At 73.8% G+C, this 21,833-nt stretch carries 5 protein-coding genes and 1 pseudogene; all 6 read right to left on the minus strand.

Translation table 11 applies throughout. The features are described from left to right. Positions 1–300: carboxyl transferase domain-containing protein (locus tag AB0D45_RS19000; RefSeq protein WP_362460309.1), on the minus strand; the 300-nt coding region annotated here is incomplete at its 3' end. Positions 301–449: 149 nt separating this feature from the next. Further along, positions 450–1,886: an MFS transporter gene (locus tag AB0D45_RS19005; RefSeq protein WP_361603237.1), complete on the minus strand. Its 1,437-nt coding sequence runs from the start codon at positions 1,884–1,886 to the stop codon at positions 450–452. Next, positions 1,883–2,674, minus strand: a complete 792-nt coding sequence (locus tag AB0D45_RS19010) for an alpha/beta fold hydrolase (RefSeq protein ID WP_362460313.1) — start codon at positions 2,672–2,674, stop codon at positions 1,883–1,885. The genes AB0D45_RS19005 and AB0D45_RS19010 overlap by 4 nt, the downstream gene beginning before the upstream one ends. Before the next feature lie 45 nt (positions 2,675–2,719). Continuing rightward, entirely contained in the window at positions 2,720–7,573 is a 4,854-nt protein-coding gene (locus AB0D45_RS19015; protein ID WP_362460315.1) for an acyltransferase domain-containing protein, read from the minus strand. Next, positions 7,570–16,227 carry an SDR family NAD(P)-dependent oxidoreductase gene (locus tag AB0D45_RS19020; protein WP_362460317.1) on the minus strand — a complete coding sequence of 2,886 codons (8,658 nt, stop codon included), beginning with the start codon at positions 16,225–16,227 and terminating at the stop codon, positions 7,570–7,572. Before AB0D45_RS19020 ends, AB0D45_RS19015 begins: the two co-directional genes overlap by 4 nt. A 40-nt stretch (positions 16,228–16,267) precedes the next feature. Continuing rightward, positions 16,268–21,706, minus strand: a pseudogene (locus tag AB0D45_RS19025) (SDR family NAD(P)-dependent oxidoreductase); the annotation flags it as partial. Positions 21,707–21,833 lie beyond the last annotated feature (127 nt).

Below are 21,833 nucleotides of genomic sequence, written 5' to 3' on the forward strand. Positions count from 1 at the left end.
CGTCCGGCCCTCGACCGTTCCCCACCCGGTGATCACACCGTCCGTGTAGGGCTTCTTCGCCTCCAGCCCGAAACCGGTCGCCCGGTGCCGGCGCAACTGCTCGACCTCCCGGAAGGAACCTTCGTCGAGCAGGAGCGCGATGCGCTCGCGCGCGGTCAGCTTGCCCTTGGCGTGCTGCGCTTCGGTGGCCTTCTCGCTCGGACCGCGCCGCGCCTGCTCGCGCAGGGCGTGCAGCTCGGCCACTCGGCCGCGTGAGCCGGCGGTGACTCCCACACCGGCGCGGTCTTCATCCCCGTACATGTCCCACCCGTTCTTGACGTTTTGCCTTGGTCGTGCCGGAACCCGGACGGAGGGGAGGGGCACCGGTGGCCCGTGCGCCACGGCGTGTCACGGGCCACCGGCCCCTCCCGCTCAACGGGTTCCGTTCACCGCGCTGCGGTGACCTTCCGTCACTCCGCCACGGCGGCGGCGTCCTGCTTCACCGGCGGCTGCGGCTGCGGCTGCGCCGCACCCGCCTGCCGCGGACGCGGGATGGCCAGGGCGATCAGCGCGCCCACGACGAGGACGGCGGCCCCGACCCACAGGCCGGGGGTCATGCCGTCGGTGAAGCTCTGCGGGGTGTCGTAGGCACCGGAGGTCGAGAAGATGCTGGTGCTGACGGCGATGCCGAGGGCGCCGCCGAGCTCACGCACCGTCGTGTTGGCGCCCGACGCCTTGCCCGCCATCTGCGGGGGGACCGAGCTCATGACGACCATTGCGGTGGGCGCGAAGACGAGGCCCATGCCGGCGCCGGCCAGGATGAACGGACCGACGTACTCCCAGTCGGCGGCGTCGACTCCGGCCACCGCGGCGAACCAGGCCAGGCCGATGCCGGAGATGAACAGACCGGCCGCCATCAACAGCCCACTGCCCACCCGGGGGGCGAACTTGCCCGCGAAGGGGGCGACGAGCATCGGCATGATCGCCCACGGCAGGGTCCACAGGCCGGCCTCGAACGCGGAGTGGCCGCGGGCCACCTGGAGGTACTGAGCGATCAGGAAGATCGGACCGAAGAGGCCGAAGAACACCGCGAGCGACACGACGTTGGCGAGGGAGAACGCCTTGATCTTGTAGATGCTCAGCGGCAGCATCGGCGAGGAGGCCTTGCGCTCCCACAGCAGGAACGCGACGAGCAGTACGGCGGCGGCCGCGAAGGCGGCCACGACGGTGGACGAGGTCCAGCCCTCCTCGCCGCCCTTGACGATGGCCCAGATGAGGCTCAGCACACCCGCGCCGGCCAGGACCAGGCCCGGGATGTCGAGCTTGGCGGGCGCGCCGCGGCTCTCGTCGAGCACCTTCAGCACCAGCGGAATGGCGATCAGGCCGACCGGGATGTTGATCAGGAAGATCCAGTGCCAGTCGAGGCCGGTGGTGATGCCGCCGCCGACGAGCGGGGCGAGCGCGACGGCCAGGCTGCTGATGGCGCTCCACAGGCCGATGGCGACGCCGCGCTTCTCCGGCGGGACCGAGACCGTCAGGATGGTCAGCGAGAGCGGCAGTACGGCCGCGGCGGTGATGCCCTGCAGCGTGCGGAAGAGGATCAGGGCCTCGGTGGAGTCGGACAGACCGCAGCCCAGCGAGGCGAGGGTGAACGCGGTGATGCCGATGGCGAACACCTTGCGCCGGCCGTAGCGGTCGCCGAGTCCGGCGGCGGTCAGCAGGAAGCCCGCGAATCCGAGGACGTAGGCGTTGGTGACCCACTGGAGGTTCTCCACCGTGGAGCCGAGGTCCCGGCGGATGGAGGCGAGGGCGTTGGTGACGACCAGGTTGTCCAGCGCCACCATGAACATGGGCAGTGAGACGGCGAGGACGGTCAGCCCGAACGACGGGCGGGGGCGGGATGTCAACGGAAGCTCCGTATTTCGGTTTCGGACGTGAACGAACGGATGTCGTCGGTGAGGGCCGCGGCCACCTGCGGGCGGTGCGACTCGGTGAAGAAGTGGCCGCCGGGGAAGCTGCGCAGACCGAAGCCCGCCGCGGTGATCTCCTGCCAGCGCAGCGCGCCGTCCTGGGTGGTCTGCGTGTCCTCGGTGCCGATCAGCACGCTGACCGGGCAGTCCAGCCGAGGTGCTTCCGGACGGAAGCGGTAGCTCTCCAGCGCCTCGTAGTCGCCGCGCACGGCGGGCAGGATCATGGCCCGCACGTCGGGGTCGGCGAGCAGCTCGGGTGCCGTGCCGTTGAGCTTGCGGATCTCCTCGATGACGCCGTCGTCGTCGCGCCGGTGTACGCAGTCGGTACGGGGGACCCCGGGGGCCTGGGCCCCCGAGACCACGAGTCCGACCGGGGCGGCGCCGGGGTGGCGCTCCTGCAGACGCAGAGCGGTCTCGTACGCCACGAGGGCGCCCATGCTGTGTCCGTAGAGCACCAGGGGCCGCCCGGTCTCCGCGGCGAGCACCGCGGAGACGGCGTCGGCGAGTGCGCCGAGCCGGGTGGCGGGTGCCTCGGTGTACCGGTCCTGCCGGCCCGGGTACTGGACGCACCGGACCGCCGTGTGGGCGGACAGGTCCGCGGACAGCGGGCGGAAGGCGGTGGCCGATCCGCCGGCGTGGGGGAAGCAGACGAGCACCGGCCCGTCGTCGGGGCCTGGGTGGTACTGCCGCAGCCACAGCTCGCGCTGGGCCGTTGCCGCTTGCATAAGGAACGGTTCTCTTTCTTCTGGGGGGAGGGTGGGACAGAGGGGTCAGACGGTGAGTCCGCGCAGCCAGGCTTCGACCGAGTCGGCGGTGGTGCGGGCGTGCTCGTCGAGCATCGTGAAGTGGTCGCCGGGTACGTCGGCCCGCTCGGTGGCGAACTCCCAGCCCGGGCGGCCGCCCTCCGGCGCCGACTCGTCGGCCGGGACGCCGGGTACGGGGTCCGCCGCGCGGAGCAGCAGCGTGGGGGTGTGGTGTGCGGTGGGCCGCCAGTCGGCGTGGATGCCGATGTACGAGCCCATCGCGGTGAGCCGCAGATCGTCCAGCGGTACGAACAGGTCGGCGGCGGCGACCATCTGGGAGGTCATCAGCGGAAGGCTGTAGTGGTCGGCGGTACGGGAGTAGGTGTCGAGCAGGACCACACCGGCGGCGGGACTGCCGATTTCCTCCAGGCGCTGGGCCACCCGGTGCGCGATCCAGCCGCCGGACGAGCGGCCGAGCAGCACCACGGGCCGGCCGCCGGCCTCCTCCAGGACCGCCTCGGCGTGGGCGGCGGCGAGCACGTCACGGTCGGCCGGGAGCGGTTCGCCGTCGAGGAACCCGGGGTGCGGCAGGACCGTCACGTCGCGTACGCCCTGGAAGGCGGAGGCGAACTTCAGGTACTCGTGCGGACCCGAGATGGCGCCGAGCGAGGGGAAGCAGAAGACCGCCGGTCCCTGGTCGCCCCGCGCGAAGCGCACCGGGCCGGGCAGCCGGGCCGCGTCCTCGCGCCGCTCGAAGGAGGGCGCGAGCCGGGCGGCGGCCACCAGCATCTGCACGGCCTCGGAGGCCCTGCCCTGCTCGCAGCCGTGCCGGAACAGCGTGGTGAGCGTGCCGGCGGCCCCGCCCGCCGCGCCGCCCGCCCCGTCCGCGGCGATCCCCTCGACGAGGTGGCGGGCCAGCAGGACGGCCGTGGGGTGGTCGAACACCAGGGTGACGGGGAGCTGGAGCCCGGTCTCCTCGCCGAGCCGGGCACGCAGCTGGGTGGCGGTGATCGACTCGATGCCCAGCTCGATGAACGACCGGTCCGGGTCGACGGCGTCGGCCGAGGTGTGCCCGAGTGCGGAGGCGACGGTGCCCTGGATGAACCGGCACAGCTCGCTCTCCGCGTCCTGCGGGGACAGCGCCGCGATCCGGGCGCGCAGCCCGCCGGCGACGGCCGGCGCGGTGGCGGCCGCGCGCCGCGGCCCGGTGGGCGGGAGTACGGGCGCGGCGACGGGCTCGCCGTCCGGGAGCCCGGACGGGTACGCCTCGGGTGCCGCGTCCGCGAGGCGCAGGGCGCCGACGGTGAGGACCGGGCCGCCCGCCGCGTCCACAGCGGTCAGCGCGACCGTGTCCGCGCCGGTGCGGGTGATCCGGGTCCGCAGCACGGCGGGTTCCGTGGCGTGCACCGCCGCGTCGGCCCAGCGGTCGGCGCGCAGGGTCCGGCCCCCCGTCGAGTCCGGTGCGGTGTCGGCGAGCAGCGGGTGCAGGGCGGCGTCGAGCAGCGCCGGGTGCACGGTGAAACCGGCCTCGGACTGCCCCTGCGGCAGGACGGTCTCGACGAAGTAGTCGCCGTCCGCCTCCCACGCCTCGGTGACGAGCCCGAACGCGGCGCCGTGGGCCAGACCCCGGTCGCGGAGGGCGCCGTACAGCTCGTCGACGGGCAGCTCCCGCGCGTTCTGCGGGGGCCAGGTCTCCAGGCCGGTGACGGCCGGGGCCACGGGCTCGCCGGTGGAGAGTTCCCCGCGGGCGTGCAGGGTCCACTCCTCGGTGTCCGGCGCGTCCTGGGCGCGCGCGTAGAGGGAGAAGCCCCGGACGCCGTCGGCCTCCGGCTCCAGGACCAGGCGCAGCTGGAGGGCGCCCTGTCCGGGCAGCAGGAGCGGGGCGGTCGTCTCCAGGACGGACAGCCGCGGGCAGCCCGCCCGCGCACCGGCGCTCAGGGCGAGGTCGGCCAGGGCCGGCTCGGGCAGCGCGTGCGCTCCGTGCACCGTGCGGTCGGCCAGCCAGGGGTGGCTGCGCAGGGACAGCCGGCCCGTGAACAGCAGCTGCCCGGTGCCGGGCACCGCGGCGGCGGCCGGTGCCAGCGGGTGGCCCACGGCCGTCAGGCCCGCGGCGGTGACGTCACCGCTGCCGCCGCCCTCCAGCCAGAAGTGGCTGCGCTGGAAGGCGTACGTCGGCAGCGGCACCCGGCACGGGCGGTGGCCCGCGGTGGCCTGCGCCCAGTCGACCGCACCGCCGCGTACGTACAGCTGGGCGAGGGAGGTGAGGAAGCGCTCGGTTCCGCCCTGGTCGCGGCGGAGCGACTCGACGACGGCCGGCGCGCGCCCGCCGACGGCGGCGGCCTCGAAGGTCTCCTGGAGGCCCGTGGCCAGCACCGGGTGCGGGCTCACCTCGACGAACAGCCGGTGTCCGTCGGCGAGCAGCCCCCGGACGGCCTCCTCGAACCGCACGGTGCGGCGCAGGTTCCGGTACCAGTAGGCGGCGTCGAAGACGGCGGTGTCCTCGGTCTCCCCGTCGACGGACGTACGGAACGGGGTGTGGGCGGGCTGGGGGCGGACGGGGGCGAGGAGTTCGGCGAGGCGTTCTTCGATGGCTTCGACGTGGGCGGAGTGGGAGGCGTAGTCGACGGGGATGCGGCGGGCGCGGATGTCGTCGGCTTCGCAGGCGGCGAGGAGTTCGTCGAGCTGGGTGGCGGCGCCGGAGACGACGGTGGAGCGGGGGCCGTTGACGGTGGCTACGAACAGGTCGTCCCAGGCGGCGATGCGGTGTTCGACTTCGGCGACGGGCAGGGGGATCGAGACCATGCCGCCGTGTCCGGCGATGTCCAGGAGGGCACGGCTGCGGAGGGCGACGATGAGTGCGCCGTCCTTGAGGGTGAGGGCACCGGCCACGCAGGCCGCTGCGATCTCGCCCTGGGAGTGGCCGACGACGGCGGCGGGTTCCACACCGTGGAAGCGCCAGAGCGCGGCGAGGGAGACCATCACGGCCCACAGGACGGGCTGGACGACATCGACGCGGTCGAAGCCCGGAGCACCTTCGGTGCCGCGCAGGACATCGGTCAGCGACCAGTCCACAAACGGCGTCAGTGCTTCCTCGCAGGCCTCGATCGCCTCACGGAACGCCGGTGCGGAGTCCAGCAGGCCCACGGCCATGCCGACCCACTGGGAGCCCTGCCCCGGGAACACGAACACCGGCTTGGCAGGGGCACCGGCGGCGACGCCCCGGACGGCCCCGGGCGAGGTCTCGCCGAGGGCGAGCTCCTTGAGCCGGAGGATGAAGTCCTCCCGGTCGGCGGCGATCAGCACGGCCCGGTGCTCCAGGTGGGCACGCCCGACGGCCAGGGAGTGGCCGATGTCGGCGGGGCGCTGGCCGGGGAACCGCTCCAGGTGGGCGAGGAGCCGTTCGGCCGAGGCACGCAGGGCGGCCTCGCTGCGGCCGGACAGGGTCCACGGGACCGGGGTGTCCGGCGTCTCCGGAGCCGGGCCGTCGTCGGCGGCGGCCGGGGCGTCGTCGTCGGCGGGCGCCTGCTCCAGGACGACGTGGGCGTTGGTGCCGCTCATGCCGAAGGAGGAGACGCCGGCGCGGCGCGGGCGCCCGAGCTCGGGCCACTCCCGGGCCTCGGTCAGCAGTTCCACGGAGCCCGCAGACCAGTCGATGTGCGGGGAGGGGGCGTCGATGTGGAGCGACTTGGGGAGGGTGCCCTGCCGCATCGCCTGGACCATCTTGATGATGCCGCCGGCTCCGGCGGCGGCCATGGTGTGGCCGATGTTGGACTTCAGCGAGCCCAGGTACAGCGGCCGGCCCTCGGGACGGCCCTGCCCGTAGGTGGCGAGGAGGGCCTGCGCCTCGATCGGGTCGCCGAGCCGGGTGCCCGTACCGTGCGCCTCGACGGCGTCCACGTCGGCCGTCTCCATGCGGGCGTCGGCCAGCGCGGCACGGATGACCCGTTGCTGGGCCTTGCCGCTGGGGGCGGTCAGGCCGTTGGTGGCGCCGTCCTGGTTGACGGCCGTGCCGCGGATCACGGCGAGCACCTGGTGGCCGTTGCGCCGGGCGTCGGAGAGCTTCTCGACCAGGAGGGTGGTGACGCCCTCGCCCCAGCCGGTGCCGTCGGCGGCCGCGGCGAAGGACTTGGAACGGCCGTCACCGGAGAGCGCGCCCTGCTTGCTGAACTCCACGAACGCACCGGGCGTCGACATGATCGTCACGCCTCCGGCGAGCGCCATGGAGCACTCGCCCCGGCGCAGCGCCTGTACGGCGAGGTGGACGGCGACCAGCGAGGAGGAGCAGGCGGTGTCCAGGGTGACGGCCGGGCCCTCGAGGCCCATGAAGTACGCCACGCGCCCGGAGGCGACGCTGCCGGAGACGCCGGTGGAGAGGTATCCCCCCACGCCTTCCGGGAGTTCGGTGACATCGGAGGCGTACCCGTGCTGGTTGACGCCCGTGAACACGCCGACGGCGGTCCCCCGTACCGAGGTCGGGTCGATGCCGGCGTGCTCGAACGCCTCCCAGGAGGTCTCCAGGAGCAGCCGCTGCTGGGAGTCCATCGCGAGGGCTTCGCGCGGCGAGATCCCGAAGAAGTCGGCGTCGAACTCGGGGGCGTCGTAGAGGAAGCCGCCCTGGTGGGTGGCCGATTCGCCGTCCTCCAGCTGCCAGCCGCGGTTCACCGGGAAGTCGCCGATGGCGTCCCGCTCGTCCATGACGAGCTGCCACAGCTCGTCGGGAGAGGTCACCCCGCCGGGCAGCCGGCAGCTCATGCCGACGACGGCGATGGGCTCACGGCCGCGGTCCTCGACCTCGCGCAGCCGCCGCTTGGTGTCCCGCAGCTCGGTGGTGGCCCGCTTCAGGTAGTCGAGCAGTTTCTCGTCATTGGTCGCGGCAGTCACGGCATCTCCAGTTCCACGTCGAGCAGTTCGAAGAGTTCTTCGGCCGAGGCCGCGGACAGGTCGGCGGCGGACGCGTCCTCGGGCCCGGTGGCGGCCTTGTCGTTCCAGGCCGTCAGCAGCGCCCGCAGGCGCTCGCCGACCTCTTCCCGTTCCTCCGCGTCTTCGGGCGCGTTGGAGGTGAGGAGCTTCTCCAGCCGGTCGAGCTCCGTGCGGAGCGAGACCGGCGCCGCGGGCTCGGCCGCCGCGGCTTCTTGTGCCACCTCTTCCCGGAGCCTGGCGATCAGGTCCAGCGGGGTGGGGCAGTCGAACATCAGCGTCGGCGGGAGCCCCAGGCCGGTGGCCTCGACGAGCCGGTTGCGCAGTTCGATGGCGGTCAGCGAGTCGATCCCGAGGTCCTTGAAGCTCGCGGCGAGATCGACCTCGTCGGCCGAGTCGTGGCCGAAGACCCGGGCCGCGGTGGTGCGCACGACGTCCGTCAGCTCGCGCTCCAGTGCGGCCGTCGAGAGGCCGTACAGCACTGTCGGATCGGCGGTCGGCCTCTGCTCCGGCTCCTCCTCCGGCAGCCCGGAAAGCTCCGGGAGGGCGGCGGGCCCGCCGGACTCCGCCGTGACCGGACGGGGCACGTCCAGCCAGTAGCGCCGGTTCTGGAAGGCGTACGTGGGCAGGTCGACCCGGCGTGCCCCGGACTCCTCGTCCAGGGGGATGCCCTTGGTGAGCAGGCCGGTGACGGCGTCGGTCAGGGTCTGCGTCTCGGGCCGGTTGCGCCGCAGGGCCGGTACGAGGAAGACGTCGTCGCCCACGCTCGCCTTGGCCATGGCGGTGAGGGTGGCGTCGGGACCGACCTCGACGAACCGGGAGACGCCCTGCGCCCGCAGGGCACCTACCGCGTCGGCGAAGCGGACCGGCTGACGCACGTGCCGCGTCCAGTAGCCGACGGAGGCGAACTCCTCCGCCTCGACGGGGCCGCCCGTCACCGTCGACACGACCGCAAGGGTCGGACGGCCGAACTCCAGGCCCTCGACGACCTGCCGGAACTCCTCCAGCATCGGATCCATCAGCGGCGAGTGGAAGGCGTGGCTCACCGTGAGACGGCGGGTCTTGACACCCCGTTCGGCCAGCACGGCGACGATCTCGTCGACGACCGTGCCCGCGCCGGACAGCACCACGGACTCCGGGCCGTTGACCGCACCCAGACCCACCAGGTCCGCCCGGCCTTCCAGCAGCGGCAGCACGTCCTCCTCCGAGGCGGCCACCGCCACCATCACGCCGCCTTCCGGCAGCGCCTGCATCAGCCGGCCGCGCGCCACGACCAGCCGTGCGGCGTGCTCCAGCGAGAACACCCCGGCCACGTGCGCGGCGGCGATCTCACCGATGGAGTGCCCGGCCACCACGTCCGGCCGCACCCCCCACGACTCCAGCAGCCGGAACAGCGCCACCTCGACCGCGAACACCGCGGGCTGGGTGAACTCCGTACGGTCCAGTACTCCGTCCTCGGATTCGTCCTCTCCGAAGACCAGCGGCTTCAGAGCACGCCCCAACAGCGGGTCCACGACACCGCAGACCGCGTCGAAGGCCGACGCGAACACCGGGAATCCGTCGTACAGCTCCCGGCCCATTCCCACGCGCTGGCTGCCCTGCCCCGTGAACAGGAACGCCAGGCGGCCGCCGTCCGCGTTCTGGAGCTGGGTCGGCGCGACGGCCGGTTCGCCCGCCGCGAGGGCGGCGAGGCCGGTGCGGAAGTCCTCCTCCCGCCGGCCGAGGAGCACGGCCCGGTGCTCGAAGGAGGAGCGGGTGGCCACCAGCGAGTACGCGATGTCCCGTACGTCGGCGCCCGGGTGCTCGCCCAGGTACGCGAGGAGCCGTTCGGCCTGGCCGCGCAGGGCGGCCGGGGACTTGGCCGTGAGGGTCCAGGGGACGAGGGTGTCGTCCGGGGCGCGCTCCGGACGGTCGTCCGCGGTTTCCTGCGGGGCCTGCTCCAGGATGACGTGGGCGTTGGTGCCGCTGATGCCGAAGGAGGAGACGGCGGCGCGGCGCGGCCGTCCGGTCTCGGGCCACTCACGCGCCTCGGTCAGCAGCTCGACGGCTCCCGCCGACCAGTCGATGTGCGAGGAGGGCTCGCTCACGTGCAGGGTCCGGGGCAGTACGCCGTGCTGCATGGCCTGCACCATCTTGATGATGCCGCCGACACCGGCGGCGGCCTGCGTGTGACCGATGTTGGACTTCAGAGAGCCCAGGTACAGCGGCCGGTCCTCCGGACGGCCCTGACCGTAGGTGGCCAGGACGGCCTGCGCCTCGATCGGGTCACCGAGCCGGGTACCCGTACCGTGCGCCTCGACCACGTCCACGTCGCCCGTGGTCATCCGCGCGTCGGCGAGCGCGGCCCGGATGACCCGCTGCTGGGAGGGGCCGTTGGGCGCGGTCAGGCCGTTGCTGGCACCGTCCTGGTTGACGGCCGTACCGCGGATCACGGCGAGCACCCGGTGCCCGTTGCGGCGTGCGTCGGAGAGCTTCTCCACGAGGAGCATGCCGACGCCCTCGCCCCAGCCGGTGCCGTCCGCGTCGTCGGAGAAGGACTTGCAGCGGCCGTCGGGCGCGAGTCCGCGCTGGCGGCTGAAGTCGATCAGGGCGGTCGGGGAGGCCATGACGGTGACGCCGCCCGCGAGGGCGAGGGTGCACTCGCCGCGGCGCAGTGCCTGCACGGCCAGGTGCAGGGTGACCAGCGACGAGGAGCAGGCGGTGTCCACCGTCATCGCGGGACCTTCGAGACCGAAGGTGTACGAGATGCGGCCGGAGGCCACGCTGCCGGAGGCACCGGTACCCCGGAAGCCCTCCAGCTCCTCGGGGATCGAGGGCAGCCTGCTGAGGTAGTCCCGGTACATCAGGCCGACGAACACACCGGTGCGCGAGCCGCGCACGGACAGCGGGTCGATGCCCGCGCGTTCGAGGGCCTCCCAGGAGGTCTGGAGCAGGAGCCGCTGCTGCGGGTCCATGACCAGGGCCTCGCGCGGCGAGATGCCGAAGAAGGCGGGGTCGAACTCGGCGGCGGAGGGCAGGAAGCCGCCCTCGCGGGCGTACGAGGTGCCCCGGTGCTCCGGGTCCGGGTGGTAGAGGTTCTCGATGTCCCAGCCCCGGTCCTCCGGGAACCCGGTGATGCCGTCCCCGCCGGTCTCGACGAGACGCCACAGGTCCTCGGGGGTCTCGACGCCGCCGGGGTAGCGGCAGCTCATGCCCACGATGACGATCGGGTCCTCGTCCTCGTCGGCGGCCGTGGAGCGTGCCGCTACGGGCGCGGACGCCTCCGCACCGGCGCTGTCGCCGAGGAGTTCGCCGAGGAGGTACGCGGCGAGTGCGCCCGGGCTGGGGTGGTCGAAGACCAGGGTCGAGGGCAGCCGCAGCCCCGTGACGGTGTTGAGCGTGTTGCGCAGCTCGGTGGCGCTGAGGGAGTCGAAGCCGAGGTCGCGGAAGGCCCGGCCGGAGTCGAGCGATCCGGGGTCGCCGTGGCCGAGGACGGTGGCCACGTGCGTGCGGACGAGGTCGAGGACGGCGGGGATCCGGTCCTCGGACGGCAGGGTCAGCAGCCGTTCCCGAAGGCCCGTGCCGCCGGTCGCGCCGGCTCCGGCGGCGGCCGCCGCGCGTACGGGGCCGCGGCGGACGGGGGTACGGACGAGTCCGCGCAGCAGCGCCGGGAGCTCCCGGCCCCCGTCCTGGAAGGCCTTGAGGTCGAGCGGCACCGGAACGAGCGTCACCGACTGCTGCGACAGCGCGCTGTCGAACAGGGCGAGGCCCTGCTCGGGGTCGATCGGCGTGAATCCCGTCCGGGTGATCCGGCGCCGGTCGGCTTCGGTGAGGGTGCCGCCCATACCGGTGGCGTTGCCGTCTCCGGCCCACAGGCCCCAGGCCAGGGAGAGCCCGGGCAGGCCGAGGGCACGGCGGTGGGCGGCCAAGGCGTCGAGATAGGCGTTGGCAGCGGCGTAGCTCGCCTGCCCGGCGCTGCCGAAGACTCCGGCGGCCGACGAGAACAGGACGAACGCGGACAGGTCGAGGGTGCGGGTCGCCTCATGGAGGTTCCAGGCGGCATCGACCTTGGGACGCAGTACTCCTTCGACCCGTTCCGGCGTCAGCGAGGTGAGGACACCGTCGTCGAGGACACCGGCGGTGTGGATGACGGCGGTGAGGGGGTGTTCGGCCGGTACGGAGTCCAGCAGGCCCCGGACCGCGTCGTGGTCGGCGACGTCGCATGCCGCGACCCGTACCTCGGCGCCGAGCGCGCAGAGCTCGGCCACGAGCTGGTCGGCGCCTTCGGCGGCGGGACCGCGGCGGCTGGTCAGCAGCAGTCGCCGGACACCGTGGGTGGTGACGAGGTGCCGGGCCATCAGGGCACCCAGCAACCCGGTACCGCCCGTCACCAGCACCGTCCCCGACCCGAAGTCCGGGGTCTCGCCGGACGGAGCCGGGACTCGGGCCAGCCTCGGCGCCCGGACGACGCCGTCGGCCACCGCGAGCTGCGGCTCGTCGCCGCTCAGCAGCGCGGCCACCAAGTCCAGGGCCTGCGCGTCGTCCACGTCCACCAGGCCGAACCGGCCGGGGTTCTCGGCCTGCGCGGAGCGCACCATGCCCTGGAGCGCGGCGAGGGCGGGAACGTCGGCGGCGCCCCGGGTCAGGAAGACCAGGCGCGCGTCCGCGTACCGTTCGTCGGCCACCCACTCCTGGAGCAGCGCCAGCGTGCGGCGTACGACGGAGCGGGTCGTCTCCGCGTCCGCGCCGCCTCCGTCGAGGAACGGCACGACCACCAGGTCCGGCACCGGCCCGGCCGCGGCCAGGGCGTCGAGGTCCGCGGCGGCGGTGGTGCCGAGGGCGGTGGCGGTGGCCGCGGCCGTGCCGGCGGAGCCGAGCACGGCGGTGCGGACGTCCGCTGCGGGGGCGACGTCGACCGGCGCCCATTCCACGTGGAAGAGCGCGTCGCGGTGCGCGGCACCCGCCAGCCGGCCGGCGGACACCGGGCGCAGGGCCAGCGCGTCGACCGAGGCCACCGGCGTGCCGGTGGTGTCGGCGAGGGCGAAGGACACGGCGTCCGAGCCGGGCACCGGGGAGATCCGCACCCGCAGGGCCGTGGCCCCGGAGGCGCGGAGCGAGACACCGGTCCAGGCGAACGGCAGCCGGGCGCCACCCGCCCCGTCGGAGCCGTCGCGGTCACCGCTGAACCAGAGGGCGTGGAGGGCGGCGTCCAGGAGCGCGGGGTGCAGTCCGTACCGGGCCACCTCGGCGGCCTCGGCGTCCGCGAGACCCACCTCGGCGAAGACCTCCTCGCCCAGCCGCCAGACGCCGCGCACACCCTGGAACGCGGGCCCGTACTCCAGACCCGCCACCGCCATCCGCTCGTACAGGTCCTGCGCCGCGACCGGCTCGGCACCGGGCGGCGGCCACTCCGTCAGGTCGAAACCGGCCTCCACCGCGCCCGAGGACACGACACCGCTCGCATGCCGCACCCACACGTCGTCCCCGTCCGCCCGGGAGTGCAGGGTCACGTGGCGGCGGCCGTCCTCGGCCGCGGCGCCCACCGTGAGCTGGAGCTGGACGCCACCGGTGACGGGCAGCACCAGCGGCGCCTCCAGGGTGAGGTCGTCCAGGGCGGGGCAGCCCGCGCGTTCACCGGCGTGCAGCACCAGCTCGACCAGGGCCGCGCCCGGGACCAGGACCGTGCCGAACACGGCGTGGTCGGCCAGCCAGGGGTGGGTGCGCAGCGACAGGCTGCCCGTGAAGAGCTGCCCGTCGGCGTCGGCCAGGGTCACGCAGGCGCCGAGGAGCGGGTGCCCGGCCTCGCCGAGACCGAACGCGGACGCGTCGCCCGGGGCGTGGCCGGAGGCGAGCCAGAACTGCCGCCGCTCGAAGGCGTACGTCGGGAGGTCGACGCGGGACGCGGCGCCGAGCTCGGCGAAGAAGAGCGCCCAGTCGACGGCGACGCCCCGGGTGTGCAGCCGGGCGAGCGCGGTGACCAGGGACTCCAGCTCGGGCGTGCCCCGGCGCAGGGCGGGCACGAGGGCGTCGGGGTCGGTGTCGACGAGGCAGTCCTGGCCCATCTGGGCCTGCATGTCGATGGGGCCGACCTCAAGGTACGTCGCGGTGCCCCGGGTCTCCAGGGTGCGCACGCTGTCGAAGAAGCGGGCACCCTCGCGGATGTGTCGGACCCAGTAGTCGGCCCCCGGGATCCGGCCCTCGTCGAAGAAACGGCCGGTGAGCCCGTCGACCATGGGGACGGTGGGCGCCCGGAAGTCGAGGCGCTGCGCGAACGCACCGAACGCGTCGAGCACCGGATCCATGTGGGCGGAGTGGAAGGCGTGGCTGACCTCCACCCGGTGGGTCCTGCGGCCCCGCTCGCGCCAGTACCCGGCGGTGGCCAGCACGGCCTCCTCCTCGCCGGAGACGACCACGGCACGCGGCCCGTTGACCAGGGCGACGGAGAGGCGGCCGGTGATGCCGAGCTCGTCGAGGCAGGCGCGCACCTCGTCCTCCGAGGCCTCCAGCGCGATCATCGCGCCGCCCTCGGGGAGTTCCTCGATCAGGCGGCTGCGGGTGACCAGGAGGTGTGCGGTCTCGCGGAGCGGCAGCACGCCGGCGACGTGCAGGGCGGCGTAGTCGCCGAGCGAGCCGCCGGAGACCGCGTCGGGGCGCAGGCCCCAGTGCTCCAGGAGCCGGTACAGGGCGACTTCGAGGGCGAAGATCGCAGGCGCGGACCATCCGGTGCGGTTGAGGAGGGCGGCCTCCGGGGAGCCTTCGGGGGCGAACACGATCGACTTGAGCGGGCGGTCGAGGTGCGGGTCGAGCGCGGCGCACGCCTCGTCGAAGGCCTCGGCGTACACCGGGAAGGCCTCGTGGAGTTCGCGGCCCATGCCGAGGCGCTGGCTGCCCTGGAAGGTGAAGAGGAAGGCCAGCGGTCCTTCGGCCGGGGCTCCGGTGAGCACGCCGTCGGCGCGTTCGCCGCGGGCCAGGGAGTCGAGGCCGGCGAGCAGTTCGGCGTGGTCGCGTGCGACGAGCACGGCCCGCCGGTCGAGGGCGGCCCGGGTGGTGGCGAGCGAGCCGGCCAGGTCCACGAGGTCGGTGCCGGGGTGCTCGCGCAGCCGGGCGGCGAGCCGCCCGGCCTGGCCGCGCAGGGCCTCGTCGGAGGCGGCGGACAGCAGGAACGGCAGGACGGGCAGGCGGACGGCGCCGGCCCGCTCGGTGGACGGCTGCGGCTCCTCGCCCGGAACCGCTTCCTGCGCGGGCTCCTCCTGCGGGGCCTGTTCCAGGATGACGTGGGCGTTGGTGCCGCTGATGCCGAAGGAGGAGACGGCGGCGCGGCGCGGCCGTCCGGTCTCGGGCCAGTCGCGGGCCTCGGTCAGCAGCTCGACGGCTCCCGCCGACCAGTCGATGTGCGAGGAGGGCTCGCTGACGTGCAGGGTCCGGGGCAGCACGCCGTGCTGCATGGCCTGGACCATCTTGATGACGCCGGCGACGCCGGCGGCGGCCTGCGTGTGACCGATGTTGGACTTCAGCGAGCCCAGGTAGAGGGGGCTGCCGTCCGGCCGGCGGCGCCGTCCGTAGGTGGCGAGCAGCGCCTGCGCCTCGATGGGGTCGCCGAGCCGCGTGCCCGTGCCGTGCGCCTCGACGGTGTCCACGTCCTGGACCTGGAGGCGGGCGTCCGTCAGGGCCTGCTGGATGACCCGCTGCTGGGAGGGCCCGTTGGGCGCGGTCAGGCCGTTGCTCGCGCCGTCCTGGTTGACGGCGGAGCCACGCACCAGGCCGAGCACCCGGTGCCCGTTGCGGCGTGCGTCGGACAGCTTCTCCACGAGGAGCATGCCGACGCCCTCGCCCCAGCCGGTGCCGTCCGCGTCGTCCGAGAAGGACTTGCAGCGGCCGTCCACGGCCAGCCCGCGCTGGCGGCTGAAGTCCACGAAGGTGCCGGGGGTGGACATGACGGTGACGCCGCCCGCGAGGGCGAGGGTGCACTCGCCGCGGCGCAGTGCCTGCACGGCCAGGTGCAGGGTCACCAGCGACGAGGAGCAGGCGGTGTCCACGGTGACGGCGGGGCCTTCGAGGCCCAGGACGTACGCCACCCGGCCGGAGGCGATGCTTCCGGCCGTACCGCTGCCGAGGTAGCCCTCCAGGTCCTCCGGCGGAGTGCCGATCTTGGACGCGTAGTCGTGGTACATGAGGCCGGTGAACACGCCGGTGCGCGAGCCCCGTACCGACTGCGGGTCGATGCCCGCGCGTTCGAACGCCTCCCAGGAGGTCTGGAGCAGCAGCCGCTGCTGCGGGTCCATCGCCAGCGCCTCGCGCGGCGAGATCCCGAACAGCGTGGGGTCGAACTCGCCCGCGTCGTGCAGGAAGCCGCCTTCACGGCTGTACGAGGTGCCCCGGTGGTCGGGGTCCTCGTGGAACAGCCGGTCGAGGTCCCAGCCCCGGTTCTCCGGGAAGCCGGTGACGCCGTCGGCGCCGGTCTCGACGAGCCGCCACAGGTCCTCGGGGGTTTCGACCCCTCCGGGGTAGCGGCAGCTCATGCCCACGATCGCGATCGGCTCGTGGGCCTCGTCCTGCATGTCTTCGATGCGCTGGTTGGCCTGGCGCAGTTCGGAGGTGACTCGCTTGAGGTATTCGACGAGTCGGGTTTCGTCCGCCACGGCGGTAGTCCTTTCGAGGTCGGTTGTCCGTCGCGGCGGATCAGGAGGTGCCGAATTCCGCGTCGATGAGGTCGAGGAGCTCGTCCGCGGTCGCCGTCTCGATCTGCTGGTCGCCGCTGAAGGCGCCCGGAGGAACGGTGGTCGGGGCGAGCGTGGCGAGCAGCGAGCGCAGCCGGGACTCGGCGGCCTCGCGCAGCGGGTCGTCGTCCGGGCCGAGGGCCTCGATCGTGCCCGTCAGGGCGTCCAGCTGGTCGAGGAGGACGGCGCCGGGCTCCGCCGCGGGCAGCAGCAGGCCGAGCAGGTACTGGGCCAGCGTGTCGACCTCGGGGTAGTCGAAGACGAGCGTCGCCGGCAGCTTCAGGCCGGTGGCCCCGCCCAGTGCGTTGCGCAGTTCGAACGTGCTGAGCGAGTCGAAGCCCAGGTTGGTGAAGGACCGGCCCAGGGGCACCGCGTGGACGCCGGCGAAGCCGAGGATCGCGGCGACATGGGTACGGACGAGGTTCTGTACGAGGGGAAGCCGGTCGTCCTCCGGCAGACCGCGCAGCCGGTCCGCGAGCGGCACCGCGTCGGCGGGCGTGGCCGCCGCCGTGGACACGCCCGTGGCCGTGCGGCGGACGGGAGTGCGGACGAGTCCGTGCAGCAGCGCCGGGAGTTCCCGGCCGCCGTCCTGGAGGGCCTTGAGGTCCAGCGGCGCCGGAACGAGTTCCGCGACGCCCTGGGACAGCGCGCTGTCGAACAGGGCGAGGCCCTGCTCCGGGTCGATCGGCGTGAATCCCGTCCGGGTGATCCGGCGCCGGTCGGCTTCGGTGAGGGTGCCGCCCATGCCGGTGGCGTTGCCGTCTCCGGCCCACAGGCCCCAGGCCAGGGAGAGCCCGGGCAGGCCGAGGGCACGGCGGTGGGCGGCCAGGGCGTCGAGGTAGGCGTTGGCGGCGGCGTAGCTCGCCTGCCCGGCGCTGCCGAAGACTCCGGCGGCCGACGAGAACAGGACGAACGCGGACAGGTCGAGGGTGCGGGTCGCCTCATGGAGGTTCCAGGCGGCATCGACCTTGGGACGCAGTACTCCTTCGACCCGTTCCGGCGTCAGTGAGGTGAGGACACCGTCATCGAGGACACCGGCGGTGTGGATGACCGCGGTCAGGGGGTGTTCGGCCGGTACGGAGCCCAGCAGCTCCCGGACCGCGTCGTGGTCGGCGACGTCGCATGCCGCGACCCGTACCTCGGCGCCGAGCGCGGAGAGCTCGGCCACGAGCTGGTCGGCGCCTTCGGCGGCGGGACCGCGGCGGCTGGTCAGCAGCAGTCGCCGGACACCGTGGGTGGTGACGAGGTGCCGGGCCATCAGAGCACCCAGCAACCCGGTCCCGCCCGTCACCAGCACCGTCCCCGACCCGAAGCCGACGTCGTCCGCGTCCTGCACCCCGTCCATCCGGGCGAGGCGGCGGGCCGAGACGCTGCCGTCGGCGTGCAGGAGCAGCTCGGGCTCGTCCGTCGCGGCAGCCCTGGGCACGAGGGCCAGGCAGCCGGCGAGATCCTCGGCGGCGGCCAGGACGATACGGCCGGGGTTCTCGGCCTGCGCGGAGCGCACCATGCCCTGGAGCGCGGCGGCGGCCGGGTCCCCGCCCGCCCGGGTCAGGACCACCAGCCGTGCGTCGGCGAAGCGGTCGTCGCCGAGCCACTCCTGGAGCAGCGCGAGACCACGCCGTACGGTCGCACGCACGGTGTCCGCCTCGGCGCCCGCGGTCTCCAGGAACGGTACGACGACCAGGTCCGGGATCCCGGCGGCGGCGCCGGCGAGTGCGGCGAGGTCGGGGTGGTCGCTGTGGCCGAGGCCGGAACCGACCACCACCGGGCCACGGCCACCGGCCGGAGCACCGGCACCGGGCTCGGGCAGCGACAGACCGGCCCACCGTACGCGGAACAGCCCGTCGGGCAGGGCGGAGGCGCCGAGCTGCCCGGCCGACACCGGGCGCAGGGCCAGCGCGTCGACCGAGGCGACCGGCTTGCCGTTCGGGTCGGCGACGTGCACCTCGAGGGTGTCCTGCCCGGCCGGGACCAGCCGGACCCGCAGCTCGGTCGCGCCGGTGGCGTACAGGCGCACGCCGCTCCAGGAGAACGGCAGCCGCCGTTCGCCCTGGCTGCTCGACCGTCCCAGGAACGTCCCGTGGAGGGCGGCGTCCAGGAGCGCGGGGTGCAGTCCGTACCGGGCCACCTCGGCGGCCTCGGCGTCCGCGAGGGCGACCTCGGCGAAGACCTCTTCGCCCAGCCGCCAGACGCCGCGCACACCCTGGAACGCGGGCCCGTACTCCAGACCCGCCACCGCCATCCGCTCGTACAGGTCCTGCGCCGCGACCGGCTCGGCACCGGGCGGCGGCCACTCCGTCAGGTCGAAACCGGCCTCCACCGGGCCCGAGGACACGACACCGCTCGCATGCCGCACCCACACGTCCTCCGCGTCCGCCCGGGAGTGGACGCCGATCGCACGGTTGCCGGCGGCGTCGGGTTCGCCGACGGACACGTGCAGATGGACACCGTCCCGCTCGGGGACCACCAGGGGGGCCTGGAGGGTGAGTTCGTCGAGCAGCGGGCTGCCGACGAGTTCGCCCGCCTTCAGGGCCAGTTCGACCAGGGCGGTGCCGGGCAGCAGGACCGTGCCGAGGACGGCGTGGTCGGCGAGCCAGGGGTGGGTGCGGAGCGAGAGGCGGCCGGTGAGGGTGAGGGTGCCGGAGTCGGGCTGCTCGACGAGCGCACCGAGCAGCGGATGTCCCGCCTCGGCGAGACCGAAGGCGCCGGCGTCACTGGCCGCACCGTCCGTGGGGACGGTGAGCCAGAGGTGTTCGTGCTGGAAGGGGTAGGTGGGGAGGTCGACGGTGCGTGCTCCGGTCCCGGTGAAGAGGGCGGGCCAGTCGACGGGGGTGCCGTGGGCGAAGAGTTCACCGAGGGCGGTGATCGTGGAGCGTGCTTCGGAGCGGTTCTTGCGCAGGGCAGGCACCACGAGCGCGGTGTCCGAGGCGCAGGGCTTGGCCATCGCGGTCAAGGTGGCGTCCGGGCCCAGTTCCAGGAAGCGGGTGACGCCCTGGGTTTCCAGGGTGGCGATCGCGTCCGCGAAACGCACCGGGCGGCGCACGTGCTCGACCCAGTAATCGACGGAGCACAGCTCCTCGGCGGTGGCGGACCGGCCGGTCACGGTCGAGACGAACGGCAGACGCGGGGCGTGGAAGGTCAGCCCGGCGACGATGCTGCGGAAGTCCTCCAGCATCGGTTCCATCAGCGGCGAGTGGAAAGCGTGACTCACCGGGAGCTGCTTGGACTTCACGCCCAGCGTCTCGGTGATCTCCCGGACCGTGGTCTCGTTTCCGGCGATGACCACGGAGGTCGCACCGTTGACCGCGGCGATACCGGCCTCGGCCTCACGACCGGCGAGCAGGGGAATGACCTGCTCCTCGGAGGCCTGGACGGCGACCATGGTTCCGCCGGCCGGCAGGGCCTGCATCAGACGGCCCCGTGCCGAGACCAGCGTGCAGGCGTCTTCCAGAGACAGCACACCGGCGACGTGCGCGGCGGCGATCTCACCGATGGAGTGCCCCGCCACAACATCCGGACGCACCCCCCACGACTCCAGCAGCCGGAACAAGGCGACTTCCAGAGCGAACAGGGCGGGCTGGGTGCTGCCGGTCTCGTCCAGACCCTCACCGGTGGAAATGACCTCCCCCAGTGACGGGTCCAGGTGCGAGAGGACCTCGTCGAAAGCCGACGCGAAGACCGGGAACGCCTCACGCAGCTCCGCGCCCATACCCACCCGCTGCGAGCCCTGCCCGGTGAACAGGAACGCCAGCCGGCCACGCGTCGCGACCCCGGTGACGTTCCCGTCCATCGAGCGGAGCGCACTCAGCGCCTCCTCCCGGTCCGCCGCCACGACCACGGCGCGGTGGTCCAGCGAGGCCCGGGTGGTGGCGAGCGCGTACGCGAGGTCGGCGGCCGCCGTGTCCGGTTCGCGGTCCCAGTGCTCGGCGAGCCGCGCGGCCTGGTCCCGCAGCGCCTCCTCGGAGGCCGCCGACAGGACGAAGGGGAGCAGGGCGGGGGTGACGGCGTCCTCGGCCGGGGCGGGCTGTCCGCCCGTCGGCGCCTGCTCCAGGACGACGTGGGCGTTGGTGCCGCTCACGCCGAACGAGGAGACGCCGGCCCTGCGCGGCCGTCCGGTCTCGGGCCACTCACGCGCCTCGGTCAGCAGCTCCACCGCCCCCGCGGACCAGTCCACCCGCGAGGAGGGCTCGCTGACGTGCAGGGTCCGGGGCAGTACGCCGTGCTGCATGGCCTGGACCATCTTGATGATGCCGCCGACACCGGCGGCGGCCTGGGTGTGGCCGATGTTGGACTTCAGCGAGCCCAGGTACAGCGGCCGGCCCTCCGCACGGCCCTGCCCGTAGGTGGCCAGGACGGCCTGCGCCTCGATCGGGTCGCCGAGCCGCGTGCCCGTGCCGTGCGCCTCGACCACGTCAACGTCCGCCGTCTCCAGACCGGCGTCGGCCAGGGCGGCCCGGATGACCCGCTGCTGCGAGGGGCCGTTGGGCGCGGTCAGGCCGTTGCTCGCACCGTCCTGGTTGACGGCGGAGCCACGGATGACGCCGAGCACCCGACGCCCGTTGGCCAGGGCGTCCGACAGCTTCTCCAGGACGAGGACGCCCACGCCCTCACCCCAGCTGGTTCCGTCCGCGTCGTCCGAGAACGACTTGCAGCGGCCGTCCGCCGCGAGCCCGCGCTGGCGGCTGAAGTCCACGAAGATGCTCGGCGTGTGCATGATCGCGACACCGCCCGCGAGGGCGAGGGAGCACTCCCCGCGGCGCAGCGCCTGGGCGGCGAGGTGCACGGTGACCAGGGACGACGAGCAGGCGGTGTCCACGGTCATCGCCGGGCCCTCGAGGCCGAAGACGTAACTGACCCGGCCCGAGGCGACGCTGCCGACGTCGGCCGTGCCCCGGAAGCCCTCGATCTCCTCCGGCAGGACGGGCAGCCGGCTGAGGTACTCGTGGTACATGAACCCGGTGAACACGCCGGTGCGCGAGCCGCGCACCGACTGCGGGTCGATGCCCGCGCGCTCGAACGCCTCCCAGGAGGTTTCGAGCAGCAGCCGCTGCTGCGGGTCCATCGCCAGCGCCTCGCGCGGCGAGATCCCGAACAGGGCGGGGTCGAACCGTCCGGCACCGTGCAGGAATCCGCCCTCGCGGGCGTACGAGGTGCCGCGGTGCTCCGGGTCCGGGTGGAACAGGTCCTCCAGGTCCCAGCCGCGGTCGTCCGGGAAGCCGGACACGCCGTCCGAGCCCGACTCGACGAGCCGCCACAGGTCCTCGGGGCTCTCGACCCCGCCGGGGTAACGGCAGCTCATGCCCACGATCGCGATGGGTTCGGCAGGGCCGTTCTCGATCTCCTGGAGGCGCTCCCGGGCCTCCTTCAGGTCGGCGGAGACCCGCTTGAGGTACGAGCGGAGCTTCTCCTCGTTGTTCACCGTGCTCACTGGGTTCGCCTCGCGTTGTGGTTCGTGCGCCGGAAGTCGGGTCGCAGTCGGGATCGGCATCGGGATCGGGGTCGGGACGGAATCGGATCGGTGCCCGGGT

This window comes from Streptomyces sp. NPDC048352 (genome assembly GCF_040651895.1).
GTDB lineage: Bacteria > Actinomycetota > Actinomycetes > Streptomycetales > Streptomycetaceae > Streptomyces.